The 21,047-nt window shown below is 68.4% G+C and carries 22 protein-coding genes, 1 tRNA gene and 1 riboswitch; of the genes, 9 read left to right on the top strand and 14 right to left on the bottom strand.

The annotated features are described in order from the left end of the window. Positions 1–146: 146 nt before the first annotated feature. Positions 147–1,520: a DUF445 domain-containing protein gene (locus AB0N66_RS08720; RefSeq protein WP_365430443.1), complete on the bottom strand. Its 1,374-nt coding sequence runs from the start codon at positions 1,518–1,520 to the stop codon at positions 147–149. A gap of 236 nt (positions 1,521–1,756) precedes the next feature. Here AB0N66_RS08720 and AB0N66_RS08715 point away from each other — a divergent pair, with 236 nt between their 5' ends. Continuing rightward, entirely contained in the window at positions 1,757–3,085 is a 1,329-nt protein-coding gene (locus AB0N66_RS08715; protein WP_365430441.1) for an SGNH/GDSL hydrolase family protein, read from the top strand. A gap of 198 nt (positions 3,086–3,283) precedes the next feature. Here the strand turns inward: AB0N66_RS08715 and AB0N66_RS08710 are convergent, their stop codons facing one another. The 4 genes from AB0N66_RS08710 to AB0N66_RS08695 are packed head-to-tail and all read right to left on the bottom strand — an operon-like array spanning position 3,284 to position 6,833. Continuing rightward, positions 3,284–4,141 (bottom strand): DUF1707 domain-containing protein, encoded by an 858-nt coding sequence (locus AB0N66_RS08710; RefSeq protein ID WP_365430439.1) that lies wholly within the window; start codon positions 4,139–4,141, stop codon positions 3,284–3,286. Positions 4,142–4,150: 9 nt separating this feature from the next. After that, positions 4,151–5,155 carry an ABC transporter ATP-binding protein gene (locus tag AB0N66_RS08705; RefSeq protein WP_365430437.1) on the bottom strand — a complete coding sequence of 335 codons (1,005 nt, stop codon included), beginning with the start codon at positions 5,153–5,155 and terminating at the stop codon, positions 4,151–4,153. A gap of 9 nt (positions 5,156–5,164) precedes the next feature. Then, entirely contained in the window at positions 5,165–6,040 is an 876-nt protein-coding gene (locus tag AB0N66_RS08700) for an ABC transporter permease (RefSeq protein WP_365430435.1), read from the bottom strand. Beyond that, the gene (locus tag AB0N66_RS08695) at positions 6,033–6,833 is read right to left on the bottom strand and encodes an ABC-2 family transporter protein (RefSeq protein WP_365430433.1); all 801 of its coding nucleotides are present in this window, start codon (positions 6,831–6,833) and stop codon (positions 6,033–6,035) included. Before AB0N66_RS08695 ends, AB0N66_RS08700 begins: the two co-directional genes overlap by 8 nt. Before the next feature lie 203 nt (positions 6,834–7,036). Between AB0N66_RS08695 and AB0N66_RS08690 the strand changes: the two genes are divergently transcribed. After that, the gene (locus tag AB0N66_RS08690) at positions 7,037–9,514 is read left to right on the top strand and encodes a transglycosylase domain-containing protein (RefSeq protein ID WP_365430431.1); all 2,478 of its coding nucleotides are present in this window, start codon (positions 7,037–7,039) and stop codon (positions 9,512–9,514) included. Positions 9,515–9,548: 34 nt separating this feature from the next. On the opposite strand, the gene sugE is transcribed toward AB0N66_RS08690, so the two are convergent. The 3 genes from sugE to AB0N66_RS08675 all read right to left on the bottom strand — a co-directional run bounded on the left by sugE (position 9,549) and on the right by AB0N66_RS08675 (position 10,784). Continuing rightward, positions 9,549–9,869: a quaternary ammonium compound efflux SMR transporter SugE gene (gene sugE, locus AB0N66_RS08685; protein WP_365430429.1), complete on the bottom strand. Its 321-nt coding sequence runs from the start codon at positions 9,867–9,869 to the stop codon at positions 9,549–9,551. Between the two features lie 30 nt (positions 9,870–9,899). Next, positions 9,900–9,981, bottom strand: a riboswitch (guanidine-III (ykkC-III) riboswitch). Positions 9,982–10,042: 61 nt separating this feature from the next. Then, positions 10,043–10,345 carry a co-chaperone GroES gene (locus AB0N66_RS08680; RefSeq protein ID WP_326790934.1) on the bottom strand — a complete coding sequence of 101 codons (303 nt, stop codon included), beginning with the start codon at positions 10,343–10,345 and terminating at the stop codon, positions 10,043–10,045. Positions 10,346–10,445: 100 nt separating this feature from the next. Next, the gene (locus tag AB0N66_RS08675; protein WP_365430427.1) at positions 10,446–10,784 is read right to left on the bottom strand and encodes a DUF3618 domain-containing protein; all 339 of its coding nucleotides are present in this window, start codon (positions 10,782–10,784) and stop codon (positions 10,446–10,448) included. A 145-nt stretch (positions 10,785–10,929) separates the two neighbouring features. On the opposite strand from AB0N66_RS08675, the gene bcp reads away from it, so the two are divergent. The 4 genes from bcp to AB0N66_RS08655 all read left to right on the top strand — a co-directional run bounded on the left by bcp (position 10,930) and on the right by AB0N66_RS08655 (position 12,987). Then, entirely contained in the window at positions 10,930–11,397 is a 468-nt protein-coding gene (gene bcp / locus AB0N66_RS08670) for a thioredoxin-dependent thiol peroxidase (RefSeq protein ID WP_365430425.1), read from the top strand. Between the two features lie 149 nt (positions 11,398–11,546). Next, a complete protein-coding gene (locus AB0N66_RS08665; protein ID WP_365430423.1) occupies positions 11,547–12,197 on the top strand; it encodes an HNH endonuclease signature motif containing protein in 651 nt (216 codons plus the stop codon). Further along, positions 12,194–12,850 (top strand): HNH endonuclease, encoded by a 657-nt coding sequence (locus AB0N66_RS08660; RefSeq protein ID WP_365430421.1) that lies wholly within the window; start codon positions 12,194–12,196, stop codon positions 12,848–12,850. The genes AB0N66_RS08665 and AB0N66_RS08660 overlap by 4 nt, the downstream gene beginning before the upstream one ends. A 53-nt stretch (positions 12,851–12,903) precedes the next feature. Beyond that, positions 12,904–12,987, top strand: a tRNA-Leu gene (locus tag AB0N66_RS08655). Positions 12,988–13,039: 52 nt separating this feature from the next. Here the strand turns inward: AB0N66_RS08655 and rdgB are convergent. From rdgB to AB0N66_RS08635, 4 genes are all read right to left on the bottom strand, one after another. After that, on the bottom strand, positions 13,040–13,642 hold the full coding sequence (gene rdgB, locus AB0N66_RS08650) for an RdgB/HAM1 family non-canonical purine NTP pyrophosphatase (protein ID WP_365430419.1): 603 nt from the start codon (positions 13,640–13,642) through the stop codon (positions 13,040–13,042). 57 nt (positions 13,643–13,699) lie between these two features. Continuing rightward, on the bottom strand, positions 13,700–14,092 hold the full coding sequence (locus AB0N66_RS08645; RefSeq protein WP_365430417.1) for a hypothetical protein: 393 nt from the start codon (positions 14,090–14,092) through the stop codon (positions 13,700–13,702). Positions 14,093–14,268: 176 nt separating this feature from the next. Beyond that, a complete protein-coding gene (gene rph / locus AB0N66_RS08640; protein ID WP_365430415.1) occupies positions 14,269–15,003 on the bottom strand; it encodes a ribonuclease PH in 735 nt (244 codons plus the stop codon). A gap of 94 nt (positions 15,004–15,097) precedes the next feature. Then, a complete protein-coding gene (locus tag AB0N66_RS08635) occupies positions 15,098–15,331 on the bottom strand; it encodes a glucose PTS transporter subunit EIIB (protein ID WP_112449866.1) in 234 nt (77 codons plus the stop codon). Between the two features lie 175 nt (positions 15,332–15,506). Between AB0N66_RS08635 and AB0N66_RS08630 the strand changes: the two genes are divergently transcribed. Together AB0N66_RS08630 and AB0N66_RS08625 are read left to right on the top strand one after the other, a co-directional pair. Continuing rightward, positions 15,507–16,793 (top strand): PTS transporter subunit EIIC, encoded by a 1,287-nt coding sequence (locus tag AB0N66_RS08630; protein WP_365430909.1) that lies wholly within the window; start codon positions 15,507–15,509, stop codon positions 16,791–16,793. Positions 16,794–17,076: 283 nt separating this feature from the next. Beyond that, a complete protein-coding gene (locus tag AB0N66_RS08625; protein WP_365430413.1) occupies positions 17,077–18,381 on the top strand; it encodes a PTS transporter subunit EIIC in 1,305 nt (434 codons plus the stop codon). Positions 18,382–18,465: 84 nt separating this feature from the next. Here AB0N66_RS08625 and AB0N66_RS08620 read toward each other — a convergent pair whose 3' ends face one another. Next, positions 18,466–19,218, bottom strand: coding sequence for an MBL fold metallo-hydrolase (locus AB0N66_RS08620; protein WP_365430411.1), 753 nt, complete (start codon positions 19,216–19,218; stop codon positions 18,466–18,468). A 275-nt stretch (positions 19,219–19,493) separates the two neighbouring features. Between AB0N66_RS08620 and AB0N66_RS08615 the strand changes: the two genes are divergently transcribed. Then, complete coding sequence (locus AB0N66_RS08615) at positions 19,494–19,952, top strand: type II toxin-antitoxin system PemK/MazF family toxin (protein WP_365430409.1); 459 nt, start codon at positions 19,494–19,496, stop codon at positions 19,950–19,952. Between the two features lie 133 nt (positions 19,953–20,085). Here the strand turns inward: AB0N66_RS08615 and AB0N66_RS08610 are convergent, their stop codons facing one another. Further along, positions 20,086–21,036, bottom strand: a complete 951-nt coding sequence (locus tag AB0N66_RS08610; protein ID WP_365430407.1) for a cysteine synthase — start codon at positions 21,034–21,036, stop codon at positions 20,086–20,088. Positions 21,037–21,047: the final 11 nt, after the last annotated feature.

Here is a 21,047-nt window from a genome sequence, read left to right as displayed (position 1 = left end):
AGTGATCCGTGGGTGACCCAACCAGAGTGCCCTGATCTGCGCTTCGCACGCCCGGCGAGCAGCGCGTGGCGAGCGCCACCTGGCGGCACGCGGGGCGCACCACCCCAAGCCGCACCCGAAGCGGAAGCCGCAACCGCAGCCCGCCCTCACGCCCCCAACGCCCGCGACACCGTATAGATCAGCAGCCCCGCCAGCGACCCCACCACGGTGCCGTTGATCCGGATGAACTGCAGGTCGCGCCCGATGTTGGCCTCGATCTTCCTGGTCGTGTGCTCGGCGTCCCAGCCCGCGACCGTGTCGGTGATCAGGGAGGTGATCTCGCGCCGGTACGTCGTCACGACGTACACCGCCGCACCCTCGACCCAGCCGTCCACCTTGGCCTGGAGTTTGGGCTCCACCGCCATCCGGGCACCCAGCGACAGCAACGACGCCCGCACCCGCAGCCGCAGTTCGCTCCGCTCGTCCTCCGCGGCGGACACGATCATGGACCGTACGGCCGTCCAGGCGGACGCGATCAGGTCCTGGACCTCGCCGCGGCCGAGGACCTCGCCCTTGAGGCGTTCCACCCGGGCGCGGGTCTCGGTGTCGGACTGGAGGTCGGAGGCGAAGTCGGTGAGGAAACGGTCCAAGGCGCCACGGGCCGGGTGCGAGGGGGCGTCGCGCATCTCGGTGACGAAGCGGAGCAGTTCCTTGTAGACGCGCTCGCCGACCCTCTTGTCGACGAACCGCGGGGTCCAGCCGGGGGCGCCGCCCTGCACCGCACCCATGACCTGCTCGTCGTGCAGCACCAGCCAGTCGTGGGCGCGCGCGACGACCAGGTCCACGACGCGCTTGTGGCCGCCGTCCGCGACGATCTTCTCCAGCATTTTTCCTATCCCGGGCGCGATCTCGGCGGCGTCCGCGCGCCGCGTGATCGCCTCGCCGACCACCGCCTGCACATCGGAGTCGCGCAGCACGGTCAGCGCCCCCCGCAGCGCGGCGGCCAGCTCCGCCGTCACCCGGTCGGCGTGCTCCGGTTCGGCGAGCCAGGCACCGAGACGGCTGCCGATGCCGACGGCGCGCAGCCGGCCGCGTACGACCTCCTCCGACAGGAAGTTCTCCCCGACGAACTCACCGAGCGAGACGCCCAGCTGGTCCTTCTTGGTGGGGATGATCGCCGTGTGCGGGATGGGCAGGCCCAGTGGGTGGCGGAAGAGGGCCGTCACCGCGAACCAGTCGGCGAGCGCGCCGACCATGCCGGCCTCGGCGGCCGCGGCGACGTATCCGGCCCAGGGGCCCGCGCCCTCGTTCGACGCCCACTTGGCGAGGACGTACACGACCGCCACGAAGAGCAGCAGGCCGACCGCCGTCGCCTTCATCCGGCGTACGCCCCGCTGTTTCTCCTCGTCGGCGGGGCTGAAAGAGGTCATCGCACGGCGCGCGTCGGCCTTGGGGGCGCCCTCCCGGTTCATCGCGGCGTCGGGCAGGGCATGCTGCCCTTCGGCGCCCGCGCCCGCTTCATCCGGATTCGTACGTTCCATTCACTCCACCCGTTCGCGTCCCCCGTACCCGTACACATTGTCCCTTCCTGACCGACTCCTGGAACGGAACAGGAGTTCCCGTCGTCTGTCAGGTCGGGGAAAGTTCCGGGGCAAGTCGCGCGGGAATTTACGGGGGAATTTACGGGGGTGTCGCAACTTCGCCCCACCCCATGGCGCATCATGGGGTGATCACACCGGAGCCTCGGGCTCCCATCGCCCGAGGAGAAACGCACCGCATGACCAAGCGTCACGGTTATGCCTTGCTGGCCGCGATCGTCGCTGTGATCGTGGTCATTTCCGCCGCCATATACGTCGGTGTCGCCACCGACGAGGGCGGCGGGCAGAGCAACCTCGCCAGCGGTCGCACGGCCCCGCAGGGCCCGGCCGCCCCCGCCTCCACCGGCCTGTGGGTCGGCACCTGGTCGGCCTCCCCCGTCGGAGCCGAGCCCGGCACCGAGACGAACGGCATGGCGGGCAAGTCGGTCCGCAACGTCGTCCACACGAGCGCCGGCGGTACGAGTGCCCGGATCACGTTGTCCAACCTCTACGGACAGCAGCCGCTCACCCTCACACACGCCACGATCGGCGTCGCGGCGACCGCGAACAGCGCCGCCGCCACGGCCGGCACCATGACCCGCCTCACCTTCGGCGGCAGCACCTCGGTGGTCATCCCCTCCGGGCAGCAGGTGATGAGCGACGCGGTACGCGTACAGATCCCGCCCGACTCGGACGTACTCGTGACCACGTTCTCGCCCACACAGTCGGGCCCGGTCACCTACCACCCGCACGCACGCCAGATCTCCTACGCCGCCGAGGGCGACCTCGCGGACGACGCGAGCGGCACCGCGTATACGGAGGAGACTCCGTACTGGCGCTATCTGACCGCCGTCGACGTGCTGAGCGACGACTCCGAGGGCACCGTCGCCGCCCTGGGCGACTCCCTCACCGACGGCGACGCATCCACCGTGGGCGCCAATCACCGCTGGACCGACTACCTTTCGGACCGGCTGCGCGCCGCCGCCGGCACCGACGGAGTTCCCCGCTACAGCGTCGTCAACCAAGGCATCGGCGGAAACCAGATCCTGTCCTCGGGGCTCGGCCGGCCCGCCGACAACCCGAGCGCCCTGTCCCGTTTCGGCCGCGACGTCCTCGGCCGTACGAACGTCAAGGCCGTCGTCATCGACCTCGGTATCAACGACATCCTGCGCAACCCGGACGCCGACCCGGACACGATCACCGAAGGCCTGCGCACGCTGGTCCGGCAGGCGCACGCCCATGGACTGCGCGTCGTCGGGGCGACACTGATGCCCTTCCAGGGCCACGGCGGGTACTCCAAGCAGCGCGAGGACGAACGGCAGGCCATCAACGCGGAGATCCGGTCGGGGACGGTGTTCGACGCGGTGGTCGACTTCGACAAGGCGGTGCGGGATCCCTACAACCCGCGCAGGTTCCGGTCCGAGTACGACTCCGGGGACCATCTGCACCCCAGCGACAAGGGCTACGAGCGGATGGCGGAGGTGTTCGACCTCGGTTCGCTGAAGGGGGCGGTGTCGGCCGCGTTGTAATCACCGCGGACCGCAATGGCTGGTCGCGGCGCGGCGCGGGGCCGTAGGAAGACCCAGCCCCGCTCCGGGGGCGGCTCCCCCGAAGAACCCACCCGGCCGGAACTCAGTGACCCTCGTGACGCCGCGGATGCCGGTCACATCCCACCGCAGAGCCGCACGGAGACACAGCCCCGCACCCCCGAAGAACCTCGCCGGAACTCAGTGGCCCCCGTGACGCCGCCGATGGCGCTCGTCGCGGCGCGCCTGATGCCGTTCCCGGCGCTCCTCGTCCCGGTCCCTGCGGTCCTCACGCCGTTCGCGAACCATGTCGCGGGCCTCCTCGAGCGCGTCGAACGCGTCGCCGAGACCGTCACTCCGTGAACCCTGCAACTCCTTGCGGGCCTCGCGCCGCTCCAGCTTCTCCTGGCGGCGCTCCTCCTTCAGCCGCAGGCGCTCGGCTCGGGTCAGCTTCCGCTCCACGCCCACGCCGCCCCAGAAGGCGAACCCCGTGACGATCACCCGCGGGGCGCCGGGCTCGCCCGGGACACCCTCCTCACGGTGGTCGAAGCCGCCCATGATGCCGATGCCGCGCACGACGACCTCGACACCCGGCGGTACGACGACATTCATACCGCCCATGATCGCGACACAGTTGACGACCACCTCGCGGTCCGCGAAGTACGCCTCGCGCAGGTCGATCTCGCCGCCGCCCCAGAACGCGAACGAGTTGAACCGCTTCGGCATCGTCCAGCGCCCCTTGCGCTGGAACCCCGCCATGATCGCGACACCCCACTCGGAGGAACCCTCGCCGCCGACGATCCGGTCCGCCCACGCCCCCGTCCCGCTCCCGGCGGGCTGCTTGACCATGTTCACCACGGGCGGCGTCACACCCGGGGACGGCAGATCACGAGTGATCGGCGCCAACTCCCCGTACGTACGCGCCTTGTACGTCGCCTCCAGCCGTTCCTCGAACTCCTCCATGTCGAGGCGGCCCTCCGCGAGGGCGTCCCTCAGCACTTCGGAGACTTGCTCTCGGTCCGCATCTGACGCCCGGAGTTCGGGGAGGTCCTCGGTCATGGAGCCAGCCTACGAGACCGACTTCTCCGCGTACATGCGGCTGATGACCGCCTCGATGTCCGGCTCCCGCACCGAGAGGTCCACCAACGGGTACTCCGCCGCGATCCGCGCCACCAGCGGAGCCGCCGACTCGGCCGCGGGGAACGCCAGCCACTGCCGCGGCCCCTCCACCTTCACCACCCGCGCCGACGCCACCTCGATCGGCGGAAGCTCCCGCTCCAGGTCCACCACCAGCGTCCGCTCGCTCTCCCCCACCTCGTGCAGCCCCGACAGCGCCCCGTCGTACATCAGCCGCCCGTGGTCGATGACCATCACCCGCTTGCACAACTGCTCGATGTCGGTGAGGTCATGGGTGGTGAGCAGGACCGTCGTACCGCGCTCGGCGTTCAGGTCCCGCAGGAACTCCCGCACCCGCGCCTTGCTGATCACATCGAGCCCGATCGTCGGCTCGTCGAGATACAGCACCTCCGGATCGTGCAGCAGGGCCGCCGCGATGTCACCGCGCATCCGCTGCCCCAGCGAGAGTTGGCGTACCGGCACGTCCAACAGGGCGCCCAGCTCAAGGAGTTCGACACACCGGTCGAGGTTCTCCCGGTAACGGGCGTCCGGGATCCGGTACATGCGGTGCATCAGCCGGTACGAGTCGATCAGCGGGAGGTCCCACCACAGGGTCGTACGCTGCCCGAAGACGACGCCGATGCGCTGCGCGAGCCGGGTCCTCTCGCGCGACGGGTCGATGCCCGCGACCCGCAACCGGCCGCCGCTCGGCGTGAGGATGCCGGTCAGCATCTTGATGGTGGTCGACTTGCCGGCGCCGTTCGGGCCGATGTAACCGACCATCTGCCCACGCGGCACGGTGAAGGAGATCGAGTCGACGGCCCGCACCTGCCGCCGCTCACTGCGCAGGAACCCGGTCTTCTTGCGCACGTCGAAGACCTTCTCGACCCCTTCGAGCACGATGAAGTCACCGTCCACGCCCGCGAGTTCGCTGTCCACGTCCACATCGGCGTACAAGAAAATCCCCTAACTCCCCGTGCTCCGGTACGAACGAAGGCCCGCCCGCCAGGCAAGGCCCGCCAGCACGCAGCAGCCCGCGGCCACCAGCGGCGAGGTGAAGGCGACCCACGTCGGCAGGTCGAGCGGATAGGGCCGCCCCAGCACATACAGCGCGGGCAGCCAGTTGACGAAGGCCAGCGGGAACACGAAGGTCACCCCGCGCACCAGGTCCTTCGCGAAGACGGTCGGCGGGTACTGAAGGAGCGTACTGCCGCCGTACGTAAAGGAGTTCTGCACCTCGGACGCGTCCTGCGCCACGAACTGGAAGGCCGCGCCCGCCACGAACACGGCCCCGAAGATCGCGCCGCCGCTGAGCAGCATCAGCGGGATCAGCAGCACCTTGAGCGGCGTCCAGGACACGTCGATTGCGGCGAGCGCGTACCCGAGGACCAGCAGTCCCTGGGTGACCCGGCCGATGCGGCGCACCGCGAAACGGTCGGCGGCGACCTGGGCGAGGACGGGCACCGGCCGCACGAGAAGCGTGTCGAGCGTGCCGTCGCGCACCCGCCGCCCCAGCCGGTCCATCGTGCCGAACCCCAGGTCCGCCAGACCGAAGGCGGTGCCCCCGAGGCCGTACAGGAAGGCGACCTCGGGAAGCGAGTAACCGCCGAGCCGGTCGACCTGCGAGAACATCAGCAGGATGGTCACGAAGTCGAGGCCGGTCATCACGAAGTTGCCGAAAAGGGTCATCGCGAAGGAGGCGCGGTAGGCCATCGTGGAGCGGATCCACATGGCGGCGATCATGCGGTAGGCGCGCAACCCGTCACGCACACGGGCGTACACCCCCTGCCTGGGTGTGGGCCACCGGGTGTCCGGCACCCGCTCGTCGACCTGGCTAGCCACCCTGGACCACCACCCTCCGCGTCGCCGCCGACTGCACGAGCCGCCCGGCCGCGAGCAGCGCGACGGCCCAGGCGATCTGGAAGACGTACGTGCCCAGCGGATCGGCCGTACCCAACAGCACATCCGCGGGCGCCTGGATCAGGGACGACCAGGGCAGCGCGCGTACGACCTCGCCGAGCACGCCCGGAAAGACGTTCAGCGGCAGCACCATCCCCGAGCAGAAGATCCCGAGGATCCAGGCCATCTGCGCCACGCCCGCCCCGTCCATGAGCCAGAACGCGGACAGCGCCACCAGATAGCGGATCGCGAAGCTGACGACCACCCCGAGGGCGACCGCGACCAGAGCCGCGATCCACGTCAACAGGTCTGCGGGCAACGCGAGTTCGAAGAAGAGCGCGCCGAACGCCAGCGGAACCGCGCCGCGCGCCAGCAGATGGAACAGCGCCCGGCCCATGTCCTGCGCCAGATACCACAGTTGCAGGTCGGCGGGCCGGTACAGGTCGATCGCGATGTCCCCCGTACGGATGCGCTCGATCAGCTCGTCCTCGAAACCGCCGCCCATGACCGACACCACCGTGAGCAGCGCCTGCCCCAGCCACACATAGGTGAGCGCCTGCGTCTGGTCGTAGCCGCCGAGGTGCGGCTTCTCGTCCCAGAGCGCGATGAAGGTGTACGCCAGGATCAGCCCGAAGACGGTGTTGGTGAACAGGCCCGCCGCCGTGGCCACCCGGTAGGTGGCGTACCGACGGAAACCGCCGACCGCGACGGCCACGTACAACCGCGCTGTGCCCACAAAGTGTCCCTCCCTCAGCGCGTCAAGGCCGAAGCGCACGAGCCTAGCCGCCGGGTGACACGCCCCGCCAGGCATTTTCCCGGCGCGACGCGTGCCGAGGTGAGGGAACTGAACGCATGGTGCGACAGTCTTCAAGAGGGGGCGTAAGAGGCGTACGAGGGCGTACGGCAACGTACGACGCGAAACGGGAGTCCGGCGAACAAATGAGTGACGAGCCGCATCCGCAGCAGAACCACCAGGGCTGGGCGCCCAGGGAACCGGGACCGGGACGAGGACAGACACCTGGTCAGGGTCCGGGTCCGGGTTTTGGTCCCGTGCCGCAGCCGGCGCCCGGCGGGAAGCAGAAGCAGAAGCAGAAGCAGAAGCAGAAGCGCACCGGCTGGCGCCGGATCATCCCGACCTGGCGCATGGTGCTCGGCACCTTCCTCACCGTGGTCCTGCTCCTGATCGGCCTCTTCGCGCTCGGCTACTACCTGGTCAAGATCCCGCCCGCGAACGCCGCCGCGACCAAGCAGAGCAACGTCTACCTCTACGCGGACGGCAGCCAGCTCGCCCGCGACGGCGAGGTCAACCGCGAGAACGTGGCACTCGCACAGATCTCCAGGGACGCCCAGCACGCGGTACTCGCCGCCGAGGACCGGGACTTCTACTCCGAGTCGGCCGTCGACCCCAAGGCGATGATCCGCGCCGCCTGGAACACCGTCACCGGCAAGGGCAAGCAGTCCGGCTCGACGATCACCCAGCAGTACGTGAAGAACTACTACCTGGGCCAGGAGCAGACGGTCACCCGGAAGGTGAAGGAGTTCTTCATCTCCATCAAGCTCGACCGCGAGAAGAGCAAGGACGACATCCTCGAGGGCTACCTCAACACCAGCTACTTCGGCCGCAACGCGTACGGCATCCAGGCCGCCGCCCAGGCGTACTACGGCGTCGACGCCATCGACCTGACGGTGGGTCAAGGCGCCTACCTCGCAGCGCTGTTGAACGCGCCGAGCGAGTACGACGTGATCGCCCACCCCGAGAACAAGGCCGCGGCCGAGGCCCGCTGGAACTACGTACTCGACGGCATGGTCAAGAAGAAGTGGCTGAGCGCCTCGGACCGCGCCGCCGTCAAGTTCCCGACGCCGAAGGAAGCCAAGGGCTCGGCGGGCATGTCCGGCCAGCGCGGCTATCTGGTCCAGGCCGTCAGGGACTACCTCACCACCAACAAGATCATCGACGAGGACACCCTCTCCACCGGCGGCTACCGCATCACCACCACCATCCAGAAACCGAAGCAGGACGCCTTCGTCGAAGCCGTCAACGACCAGGTCATGGACAAGCTCGACAAGGAGAACCGCAAGGTCGACACCTACGTCCGCGCGGGCGGCGTCGCCATCGACCCCTCCACCGGCAAGGTCGTCGCGATGTACGGCGGCATCGACTACACCAAGCAGTACGTCAACAACGCCACCCGCCGCGACTACCAGGTCGGCTCCACCTTCAAGCCCTTCGTCTTCACCTCGGCCGTCCAGAACGACTCACAGACCCAGGACGGCCGGACCATCACCCCGAACACGCTCTACGACGGCACCGACCGGCGCCCGGTGGAGGGCTGGAACGGCGGCACCTACGCACCCGAGAACGAGGACGGCGTCTCCTACGGCGACATCACCGTCCGCACCGCCACCGACAAGTCGGTGAACGCGGTGTACGCGCAGATGGCGGTCGACGTCGGCCCCGCCAAGGTCAAACAGACCGCGATCGACCTCGGACTCCCCTCCAACACCCCCGACCTGACCGCCACCCCGTCCATCGCACTCGGCCCGGCCACCGCCAGCGTCCTCGACATGACGGAGGCCTACGCCACCCTCGCCAGCCACGGCAAGCACGGCACGTACACCCTGGTCGACAAGATCACCAAGGACGGCGCGGCGGACGTACAGCTGCCGCAGCAGGACACCCAGCAGGTGGTGAGCCGCGAGGCCGCCGACACGACCACGTCCATGCTCCAGAGCGTCGTCGACGGCGGCACCGGCACCGCCGCCCAGGGCGCCGACCGGCCCGCCGCCGGCAAGACCGGCACCGCCGAGGAGGACCAGGCCGCCTGGTTCGCCGGCTACACCCCCGACCTCGCCACCGTCGTCTCCGTCATGGGCCAGGACCCCGACACCGGCGCGCACAAATCCCTCTACGGCGCCCTCGGCCAGGCCCGCATCAACGGCGGCGGGCCCCCGGCGCAGATCTGGGCCCAGTTCACCAAGGCCGCCCTGGACGGCACCGAGGCGACCGACTTCGACCTCGAACTCCAGCCGGGCGCCGAGGAACCGCCGCCCCCGACCGACGAGCCCACCACCGAACCCCCCGCCACCGGCGGCCAGGACAACGGCGGCACGACGACGGGCGGCTCGCAGCCCCCGTCCCAGACCCCGGGCCAAACAAACGGCCAGACCCAGGGCCAGACGGACGGCGGCACCACCACGACAACGGGCGGCACCACCACGGACGGCACCACCACAGACGGCGGAACCACCACCACCGGCACCACCGACGGCGGCGCGACCACCGACGGCACCACCACGGACGGCGGCACAACCACCGACGGCGGAACAACGGACGGCGGGACGGACACCGGGGGGACGGACGTGGGGGCGATCGCTGGGGCGGGGCCGCTGAACCGCCCCGCGACCCGAAAACCGTAACCGGGCCTCAGGGGCCGGAGGTGACCTCAGGCCCTCAGTGGCCGGAGGTGACCTTCAGCCCCACCACGGCCACCAGCAGCAGACACACGAAGAAGATCCGGGCGGCGGTCGCCGGCTCACCGAGCACGACCATGCCGAGCACTGCCGCACCGGCCGCGCCGATCCCGACCCAGACGCCGTAGGCGGTACCGATGGGCAGCGACTTCGCGGCGTACGACAGCAGCATCATGCTCGCGACGATGCCCGCACCCGTGAGCACGCTCGGCACCAGCCGCGTGAAACCTTCCGTGTATTTCATCCCGATCGACCAGCCGACTTCGAGCAGACCGGCGACGAGCAGCAGAACCCAGGCCATGAGAGGCACCTCCGTGATGGAACAACAGGGGGTGCGTCGTCTTTGCCGGTGTATTCACGGGGCCCGGTACGGCGCGTCTCGTCGGGGTCCTTCCAAGGTAGCAAAGGAACGACAAAGGGGCTGGTGACGATGGTCACCAGCCCCTCACAGGCAACGAAGCGCAGGTCACGTACTTACAGGTACAAGCCCGTCGAGTCCTCGGACCCCTCGAAACGGTCCGCGGCCACGGCATGCAGATCCCGCTCGCGCATCAACACGTACGCCGTCCCGCGCACCTCGACCTCGGCGCGGTCCTCGGGGTCGTACAGGACACGGTCGCCCGGTTCCACCGTCCGTACGTTCTGCCCGACCGCGACAACATCCGCCCACGCCAGGCGCCGGCCGACGGCCGCCGTCGCTGGGATCAGGATGCCGCCGCCGGAACGCCGCTCGCCCTCGGCGGCGTCCTGCCGCACCAGCACACGGTCGTGCAGCATGCGGATGGGCAACTTGTCGTCAAGGTCGGTGCTCTGCTTGTCCCGGTTGGCGCTCACGCCCCGAACCTACCTGCCTTCAATCGGTCGGTACGTCGCCGGGTCAGCGCTTGCGCCGACGCGAACCGACGGCGAGCAGCCCGACGATCCCGACCACGACAAGGGCCACCGGCACGATGCGTTCGAGCCGCGGCGCGCCTTCTTCGCTGACGAACTGGCCCTTCACATCGCTGACGACCCGGTTGACGCCGACGTACGCGCGCCCCAGCGTGTGATCGATATTGGAGGCGACCTTGGCCTTGGCGTCCCCGACGATGGTCTTCGGGTGCACGCGCACGCCGATCTCGTCGAGTGTCTCGGCGAGGGTTTCGCGGCGGCGCTTGATGTCCGCCTCGATCTGCGCCGGAGTCCTGGTATCCGACGTGTCCGACGTGTCCGGCACCGCGCTGCCTCCGTGGTCGTGTATCTGGCCCTTTGCTCCCGACAGTCTGTCAGCTCGGGCGGCGACGCACCCCTCGGCACCCCCATTACGCTCGTTCCGTAGTCCGCAACCCATATCCACCCACCCCCGGCCACGTGAGGTACCGATGAGCGAGCGACTCCAGCCCGGCGACACCGCCCCCGCCTTCACCCTGCCCGACGCCGACGGCAAAGAGGTCTCCCTCGCCGACCACAAGGGCCGCAAGGTCATCGTCTACTTCTACCCGGCCGCCCTGACCCCCGGCTGCACGAAGCAGGCCTGCGACTTCACCGACAACCTCGACGTCCTGGCGACCGCCGGCTACGACGTCATCGGCGTCTCCCCCGACAAGCCCGAAAAGCTCGCCAAGTTCCGCGAGAAGGAGAACCTGAAGGTCACCCTGGTCGGCGACCCGTCCACCAAGGTCATCGAGGCCTACGGCGCCTACGGCGAGAAGAAGAACTACGGCAAGACCTACGTCGGCGTCATCCGCTCCACCCTCGTCGTCGACGAACAGGGCAAGATCGAACACGCCTTCTACAACGTCAAGGCGACGGGCCACGTCGCGAAGATCATCAAGGACCTGGGGGTCTGAGGCCGCTGCCGCTGTCACTGTCGCTTCAGGAACGGCCCGTACCGGCGTGATCCGGTACGGGCCGCTTTACGTTTCGGGCGTGACTGTCCGATAAACGGTTCGTTACTCCGTACGAGGTCACGAACGTGTGGCCGGAACGGAGGGGAATCATGCCGGTCAGCCCGTACACCAGGGAGCGTCTGGAGGAGGCGGCCAGGTCGTCGCGGACGTTGTCTGAGGCGTTGGGGAAGTTGGGGGTGGATCCGAAGAGCTGGAAGCGGCGGTACATCTCCGATCGGATGAAGAAGCTGGGGGTCAACGTCTCGCACTTCGAGCGGGAGGGTGCCAAGTGGACGAGGGACATCCTTGAGCCGGTGGTCGCAGCGTCGACAAGCGTCAACGAGGTTCTACGGCGGCTCGGGCTCGAGGTCGTCGGCGGACACCATACGAACATCTCCCGCCGCATCAAGGCCTACTGCATCGACACCTCGCACTTCACGCCAGTGGTCCGCACAGAGCGGCAGCGGTACAACCAGCGCCGCCGGACGGCCGAGGAGATCCTCACCGAGGACACGTCGGAACACGCCACGCGGGTCCCAAGCAGCCGTCTGAAGCGGGCGATTGGTGAACTGGGCGTAGCGGAGCGCTGCGCCCTGTGCGGGATCGAAGGAGTGTGGCTCGGGGAGCCGCTCCCCTTGGAGGTCGACCACGTCGACGGCAACTGGCGGAACAGCCGCATCGAGAACCTGCGGCTCCTTTGCCCCAACTGCCACTCGACAACTGACAGTTATCGGGGGCGCGGCAAGGGGCGCGCCTCGTGACCAGCGGCGTGCAGTACACCCGCGAGCGCCTGGCCGAGGCAGCAGCTCGGTGTTCCGACCTCGACGAGGTCATTGCCTTCTTCGGCACCCGGCCATACGGCTACCTCCGCAATTACCTCACCAAGCGATTCGCCCACTTCGGTATCGACATCTCGCACTTCGGCCCCTGCGGCCGACCCGCCCTACCCGCCCTCTACGAGTTACGGGCGGCCGTCAGCGAGTCTGCCTCCTTGGCGGAGGTGCTGCGCCGTCTGGGTCTCACGGACAACGGTGCGCAGCGGAAGAAGCTGCGCGAGTGGATCGCCGACGATCGTCTCTCGACGGAACACTTCCTTGGGCAGGCACACCAACGGGGACGGCGAGCCCCGAACGCGAAGCGACCTGAGGATGTTCTGGTACAGCACAAGGGCAAGCAGCGGACGACGACAAAGCGCCTACGTCGAGCCCTCAACGAGGTCGGCGTAGCAGAGGAGTGCGCCAGGTGCGGCACTGGCCCGGAATGGCTCGGCAGGCCCATGACCCTGGAGGTCGATCACATCAACGGTGACTGGGGTGACGACCGGCGCGAGAACCTGCGGTTGCTCTGCCCCAACTGCCACGCGATCACCAGTACCTGGTGCCGGGGAGGCAGTCGAAGCCGGGAAACGGCGTGACATAAACCCCCGCGCACCGGCAGCCGCGTGACCGGTACGATGACAAGCGTCCGGCGGCGGTGGTGCAGAGGTGACACAGCAGACTTAGGATCTGTGGCCCGTGAAACGGCTTGAGGGTTCGAATCCCTTCCGCCGCACAGTAAACGGCCTGCGAATCGAAGGATTCGCAGGCCGTTCCCGTATCTGCCCTCAGCCCAACAACTCCCGAACCACCGGCACCAACCCCCGAAACGCCTTCCCCCGATGGCTGATCGCGTTCTTCTCCGCGGGGTCCATCTCCGCGCACGTCCGGGTATCCCCCTCCGGCTGGAGGATCGGGTCGTACCCGAAGCCGTTCGTGCCGACGGGAGCGTGCCGGAGGGTTCCGCGCAGCTGACCCTCGACCACCCGCTCCGTGCCGTCCGGCAGAGCGAGCGCCGCCGCGCACGCGAAGTGGGCGCCCCGGTGTTCGTCGGCGATGTCGCCCAGCTGGGCCAGGAGCAGGGCCAGGTTCGCGACGTCGTCGCCGTGCCGTCCGGCCCAGCGGGCGGAGAAGATGCCGGGGGCGCCGTTCAGGACGTCGACGCAGAGGCCGGAGTCGTCGGCGACGGCGGGGAGGCCGGTGGCCTGGGCGAGGGCGTGGGCCTTGAGGAGGGCGTTTTCGGCGAAGGTGACGCCGGTTTCCTTGACGTCGGGGATGTCGGGGTAGGCGTCCGCGCCGACGAGGTCGTGGGTGAGACCTGCGTCGGCGAGGATCGCCTTCAGTTCGGTGAGTTTTCCGGCGTTGCGGGTGGCGAGGATCAGGCGGGTCATGCCCCTCAGTATCCCCAAGCCCCTGCGTAGCAGTTTCCCCAAGCCCCCGCGTGACGGTTACGGCGTGCAGACCTTCGTCAGTTCGCCCGCCGCGTCGGTGACCGGGCTGATGTCGGGTGTCTCGTCGCCGTTCTTGATGGCCGTACGGACGTTGGAGACAGCCTTGTTGAGGTCGTCGACCGCTTTGTTGATGTCGGCGTTGTCGGTCTTGTCGCCGATCTTGTCGAGGTTCTGCTCGATCGAGTTGAGGGACTCGTCGGTCTGCGTCGGGTCCTCCGCCGCGTTCTCGACGGCCTGCTGGAGGTCGGTGACGCTGTCGGCGATGGCGTCGGCGGTCTGGACGCAGTCCAGGGCCTTGTTGACGGCGTCGCAGCCGACAGCCGTCGGTATGGCGACGAGTGCGGCGATGACGGCGAATGCGGCGGTGCGTCGGCGTTGGCGCGCGGCCATGGAACGGTCCCTCCCCGTGGGCAAGATGTGGTCAACCTCTTGGTGTGATCGACCTCTTGACGTGGTCGATCACGTGACGTGGTCGACCCTTTGGTGCGGTCGGCCGGCCCCCGTGCTGGGGCCGGGCCGGGACGCACGGCTGGACCGTACGCCCGTACCCCTTAGAACGCGAAGGGTTAACTGGTGGTTGCCTCAAGTGCCGCGAGTTGTACGGCGGCGAGCTCGTCGCAGCCCGCGACCGCGAGGTCGAGCAGGGCGCCCAGTTCCTTGCGGTCGAAGGGCTCGGCTTCGGCGGTGCCCTGGATCTCGACGAAGCGGCCGTCGCCGGTGCAGACGACGTTCATGTCGGTGTCGGCCCGTACGTCCTCTTCGTAGCAGAGGTCGAGGAGGGGGATTCCGCCGACGATGCCGACGGAGACCGCGGACACTGTGCCGGTGAGCGGTTGGCGGCCGGCCTTGATGAGCTTCTTGCCCTGGGCCCAGGTGATGGCGTCGGCGAGGGCGACGTATGCGCCGGTGATCGCGGCGGTGCGGGTGCCGCCGTCGGCCTGGAGGACGTCGCAGTCGAGGACGATGGTGTTCTCGCCGAGCGCCTTGTAGTCGATGACGGCGCGCAGGGAGCGGCCGATGAGGCGGGAGATCTCGTGGGTGCGGCCGCCGATCCTGCCGCGGACGGACTCGCGGTCGCCGCGGGTGTTGGTGGCGCGCGGGAGCATCGAGTACTCGGCGGTGACCCAGCCCTCTCCGCTGCCCTTGCGCCAGCGCGGGACGCCTTCGGTGACTGAGGCGGTGCAGAAGACTTTGGTGTCGCCGAAGGAGACGAGGACGGAGCCCTCGGCGTGCTTGCTCCAGCCACGCTGGATGGTGATGGGGCGCAGCTGTTCGGGGGTGCGGCCGTCGATGCGAGACATGGCGATGAGCCTAGCCGTATACGGGTGAGGGGCTGCCGCCGGTTACGGAAGCAGCCCCTCAGGGGTGAGTCACGGTGTTAGAAAACGTGGTGGTTCACATCATGTCTTCGATGTCCGCCGCGATCGGGTCGGCGTCGGTGCCGATGACGACCTGGATGGCGGTGCCCATTTTGACGACGCCGTGGGCGCCGGCGGCCTTCAGGGCGGCTTCGTCGACCTTGCTCGGGTCGATGACCTCGGTGCGGAGGCGGGTGATGCAGCCTTCGACTTCTTCGATGTTCTCGATGCCGCCGAGTCCGGCGACGATCTTCTCAGCCTTGGTGGCCATGTCCTACTCCCTGATCCGAACCGCTTTGTCGCAGTAACCCACAGTTGGCCCATCTTCGCGAGCGGTCATGTCATGGGTACCGAATCATGGCGTTCACGACAGTGCGACCGTTCGCGGACTGGTCTACACCAGTCTACGAATGGGCGCCAAACCCGGTTCCGCCCGGAGGACGCTCATGAGTGCCAGCAGTGCCGCCGCGCCCGCGCGCACGCCGTGGAACAACTTGTTCCAGGGTCTGCAGAAGATGGGACGGAGTCTTCAGCTTCCCATTGCCGTACTGCCGGCCGCGGGCATCCTCAACCGGCTCGGCCAGCCGGATGTGTTCGGTGATGACGGCCTGGGCTGGACGAACGTCTCGAAGGTGATGGCGGGCGCCGGTGGCGCGCTGCTGGACGGGTCGCTCGGGCTGCCGTTGCTGTTCTGTGTGGGTGTGGCCATCGGGATGGCGAAGAAGTCGGACGGGTCGACGGCGCTGGCGGCGCTGGCGGGGTTCCTCGTCTATTACAACGTGCTGCGCCAGTTCCCGATCGACTGTGCGAGCGGTGCGCAGAAGGTGGCGGCCGGCTGTCAGGCGTCGGACGGCACGGTGGCTGTCTTCTCGTATCAGAATCCCGGGGTGTTCGGCGGGATCGTCATCGGGTTGCTGTCGGCGTACTTCTGGCAGCGTTTCCACCGTACGAAGCTGGTGGACTGGCTCGGCTTCTTCAACGGGCGCCGGCTTGTGCCGATCATCATGTCGTTCGTCGCGATCGCGGTCGCCGCGCTGTGTCTGTGGGTGTGGCCGCCGATCGGTGACGGTCTGCAGAGCTTCAGCGACTGGCTGGTGGGGCTCGGCGCCTGGGGTGCGGGTGTGTTCGGTATCGCCAACCGCGCGCTGCTGGTGATCGGTCTGCACCAGTTCCTGAACGTGCCCATCTGGTTCCAGTTCGGCACTTACACCAAGCCGGACGGGACGGTGGTGCACGGTGACATCAACATGTTCCTGGCGGGCGACCCGAACGCGGGTCAGTTCACCTCGGGCTTCTTCCCCATCATGATGTTCGCGCTGCCGGCCGCCTGTCTGGCGATGACGCACTGCGCAAAGCCTCATCGCCGCAAGGAGGTTGGCGGTCTGATGTTGTCGATCGCGCTGACCTCGTTCGTCACGGGTATCACCGAACCGATCGAGTACTCCTTCGTGTTCATCGCGCCGTTGCTGTATGCGGTGCACGCGCTGCTGACCGGTGTTTCGATGGCGGTGACGTGGGGTCTGGGGGTGCACGACGGCTTCAGTTTCTCCGCCGGTCTGATCGACTACGTCATCAACTGGAACTTGGCGACGAAGCCTTGGGCGATCATTCCGATCGGGTTGTGCTTCGCCGTCGTGTACTACGTGATCTTCCGTTTCGCGATCACCAAGTTCGATCTGAAGACTCCGGGGCGGGAGCCGGACGAGGATCGCGAGGACATCACCAAGGCGTGAGTCCATAGCACACCAGAGAGTAAGTGCCCCTGGTCAAGGGCCCCCGGACCTGCTGGTCCGGGGGCCCTTCGTCATGAACAAGACCACTTACGACCGCTTCATCCACTATGGCCCAGGCCACAAAATTGGCGGGTTCCTTATCCCACCTTCACCGTGCTAAAACAGGTCTACACCACTAAGTGGTGTAGACCACGTGGTAGCTGCCTACCCCCTGCTTCATCCCCGTTTCCCCCTTCTCGTCCCCATTTCGTCCCCCCGGGCAGCTCCGGTACATGGAGGAACTATGAGCACCGCCAGCACAACGGCGGCACCCGCGAAGAAGCGGGGATCCGGTCTGTTCCAGGGCCTGCAGAAAGTCGGCCGCAGTCTCCAGCTCCCGATCGCCGTGCTGCCGGCGGCGGGCCTCCTGCTGCGGTTCGGGCAAGCGGACTCCCAGGAGAGGTTCCACATCCCCGCCGATGTGGCGAAGGTGTTCGCCGGAGCCGGCGGCGCCCTGCTGGACAGCTCCTTCGGGCTGCCCCTGCTGTTCTGTATAGGCGTGGCCATCGGCTTCGCGAAGAAGGCCGACGGCTCGACGGCCCTCGCCGCCGTCGTCGGCTTCCTCACCTACTACGCGGTGATCCACCAGTTCCCGATCAAGGACGGCCACGAGGGCGCCACCTACACGGCGACCGGACTCGGCGGCGGCTTCTGGCAGAAGGGCACCGAGGCCGCCACTACCGCGACCTTCCAGAACCCGGGCGTACTCGGCGGCATCATCCTCGGCCTGCTGACGGCCGTGCTGTGGCAGCGCTTCCACCGCACCAAGCTGGTCGACTGGCTGGGCTTCTTCAACGGCCGCCGTCTCGTGCCGATCATCACCTCCGTAGTCGGCGTCATCCTCGGTGTCCTGGTCGCCCTCGGCTGGCAGCCCATCGGTGACGTCATCACCAACTTCGGCGAGTGGATGACCGGCCTCGGCTCCTTCGGCGCGGCCCTCTTCGGCCTGATCAACCGCGCGCTGATCCCGATCGGCATGCACCAGTTCGTCAACTCCGTGGCCTGGTTCCAGATCGGCGACTTCACCGACTCCGCGGGCACCGTCGTCCACGGCGACCTGCCGCGCTTCTTCGCCGGCGACCCGACCGCCGGTCAGTTCATGACGGGCTTCTTCCCGATCATGATGTTCGGCCTGCCGGCCGCCGCCCTCGCCATGGCGCACACCGCCCGCCCCGAGCGCCGCAAGGCCGTGATGGGCATGATGGTGTCGCTGGCCCTGACCTCCTTCGTCACCGGTGTGACCGAGCCGATCGAGTTCTCGTTCATGTTCATCGCACCAGTGCTGTACGCGATCCACGCGGTGCTGACCGCGATCTCGATGGCCGTGACCTGGGCGCTGGGCATGCACATGGGCTTCAGCTTCTCGGCCGGCTTCATCGACGTCTTCATCAACTGGGGCATCTCCACCAAGCCATGGCTGCTGATCCCCGTCGGCCTGGTCTTCGGCGCCATCTACTACGTCGTCTTCCGCTTCGCGATCGTCAAGTGGAACCTCCCCACCCCGGGCCGCGAGCCCGAGGAGGAGGTCGAGGACCTCACCAAGGTGTGAGCCTCCTCCCCCGGGCATGAGCCCGTACGGCAACAAGGAGGGCCCCGGAACCGATCGGTTCCGGGGCCCTCCTTGTTGCCGGTTCTAGATCTCGTACGTCGCCCTGGGCGCTGCCAGCTCCACCGGTCCGGTGTACACACCGCGCGCGTCCGCCAGGTTGATCTGGGGGTCCGTCCACGGCGGGATGTGAGTGAGGACGAGCTTGCGGGCGCCGGCGCGGGTGGCGGTTTCGCCTGCCTCGCGGCCGTTGAGGTGGAGGTCGGGGATGTTCTCCTTGCCGTACGTGAACGCGGCCTCGCAGAGGAACAGGTCGCTGTCGCGGGCGAGTTCGTCGAGGGAATCGCACACGCCCGTGTCCCCGGAGTAGGTCAGGGCGCGTCCGCCGTGCTCCACGCGGATGCCGTACGCCTCCACGGGGTGGCGCACCCGCTCCGTGTGCAGGGTGAACGGGCCGACCTCGAAGGTGCCCGGCTTGACCGTGTGGAAGTCGAACACCTCGCTCATCGACGAGGCGGTGGGCGTGTCCGCGTAGGCGGTGGTGAGGCGGTGCTCCGTGCCCTCGGGTCCGTAGACGGGGATCGGGCCGGCGCGGCCCCCGTCGTGACGGTAGTAGCGCGCGACGAAATACGCGCACATGTCGATGCAGTGGTCGGCGTGCAGATGGCTGAGGAAGATCGCGTCGAGGTCGTAAAGACCGCAGTGGCGCTGCAACTCGCCAAGGGCACCATTGCCCATGTCGAGAAGCAGCCGGAAGCCGTCGGCCTCTACGAGGTAGCTCGAGCAGGCCGATTCCGCGGACGGGAACGACCCCGAGCAGCCGACGACGGTGAGCTTCATATGAGCTGGAACCTCCGCGCTGACAGGAAGTGCAGAGAGTAGATGCGGTGAGCGGATCCTCAGCGCAGACACTCGGAGCAGATGCGGGAAACGGGGGTCGTGCGGTCCGTCGAGCGTAAGGCGCAAAAGGGCCGGTCGCTCCTCCACCAGGGGCTGTTGTGGGCGAACTCACCTGTGCTGTCACCGGTTCGGATGGACCTCGGGCGGGGTCCGGGCGGGGCGGCCCCGTCCGGGTGGGGGGGCGGCCAGGGTGACGCACCGGTACCTTCGTTGCTATGGACACGTCCTGGTGGATCGCGCTGGCGGCCGTGGTGCTGCTCGCGCTGGTCGCGACTCTTGTGGACGGCTGGGGGCGAGGGCGTAAGCCGTCCCGGCGTACGCGGCCGCCCGGCCGGCCGGGTGGGCCGCGGCGGGGGCGGGTGCCGCGGCCTCAGGCGGCGGAGATCTGGTGGGCGAACGTTCCCTACGAGGACGGGCCGGGGGGCAAGGACCGGCCGTGTCTCGTGCTGGGTGTGCGGGGCGAGGTGGTCACCGTCGCGAAGATCACCAGCAAGTACCACGACGAGCGGGCCGGGGTGATTCCGCTGCCGCCCGGCGCGGTCGGCGATGCCCGGGGGCGGCCGAGCTTCCTTGAGACGGATGAGCTGCGGGAGGTCGCGGTGCGGGACTTCCGGCGGCGGGTGGGGGTGGTGGATCCGGTGCTGTGGGATCAGGTGAGGTATCTGGCGGGCTGAGCCTGGAGGCTTTCAGCCCGTCCGGCGTTTGAGGACGAGCGCGTTCAGCGCGACAGGGGGGTCTGGGGGCGCAGCCCCCAGGAACAAGGGACGGGTAGGGGCGGAGGGGGCGAAAAAACCCACCGCTACACCCCTACGCCCACAACTGCCCCTGCAACGTCTCGATCGCTTCCTCCGTCGTCGCGGCCGTGTAGACCCCCGTCGACAGGTACTTCCAGCCTCCGTCGGCCACGACGAACACGATGTCGGCTGCCTCCCCCGCGGCGAGGGCCTTCTTGCCGACCCCGATCGCGGCGTGCAGTGCGGCCCCCGTGGAGACGCCCGCGAAGATGCCCTCCTGCTGGAGCAGCTCCCGGGTGCGGGTGACCGCGTCCGCCGAGCCGACGGAGAAGCGGGTGGTGAGGACGGACGCGTCGTACAGCTCGGGGACGAAGCCCTCGTCGAGGTTGCGAAGCCCGTACACCAGGTCGTCGTAGCGCGGCTCGGCGGCGACGATCTTCACGTCCGGCTTGTGCTCGCGCAGGAAGCGGCCGACGCCCATGAGGGTGCCCGTGGTGCCGAGGCCCGCCACGAAGTGGGTCACGGAGGGGAGGTCGGCGAGGATCTCGGGGCCGGTGGTGGCGTAGTGGGCGCCCGCGTTGTCGGGGTTGCCGTACTGGTAGAGCATCACCCAGTCCGGGTGCTCGGCGGCGAGCTCCTTGGCGACGCGCACGGCGGTGTTGGAGCCACCGGCCGCGGGCGAGGGGATGATCTCCGCGCCCCACATGCCCAGCAGCTCACGCCGCTCGTGCGAGGTGTTCTCCGGCATGACGCAGACCATGCGGTAGCCCTTGAGCTTCGCCGCCATGGCCAGCGAGATGCCCGTGTTGCCGGACGTCGGCTCCAGGATCGTGCAGCCGGGCGTCAACCGGCCGTCCTTCTCCGCCTGTTCGACCATGTGCAGTGCCGGTCGGTCCTTGACCGAGCCGGTCGGATTGCGGTCCTCCAGCTTGGCCCAGATACGCACGTCCTGGGAGGGCGAGAGCCGCGGCAGGCGCACCAGCGGGGTGTTGCCCACCGCGGCGAGCGGGGAGTCGTAACGCATCAGTGATCAGA

Source organism: Streptomyces sp. NPDC093544 (assembly GCF_040683495.1).
GTDB lineage: Bacteria > Actinomycetota > Actinomycetes > Streptomycetales > Streptomycetaceae > Streptomyces.
Note: the sequence above shows the minus strand (reverse complement) of the source record. Positions and strands in the feature narration are given on the sequence as shown.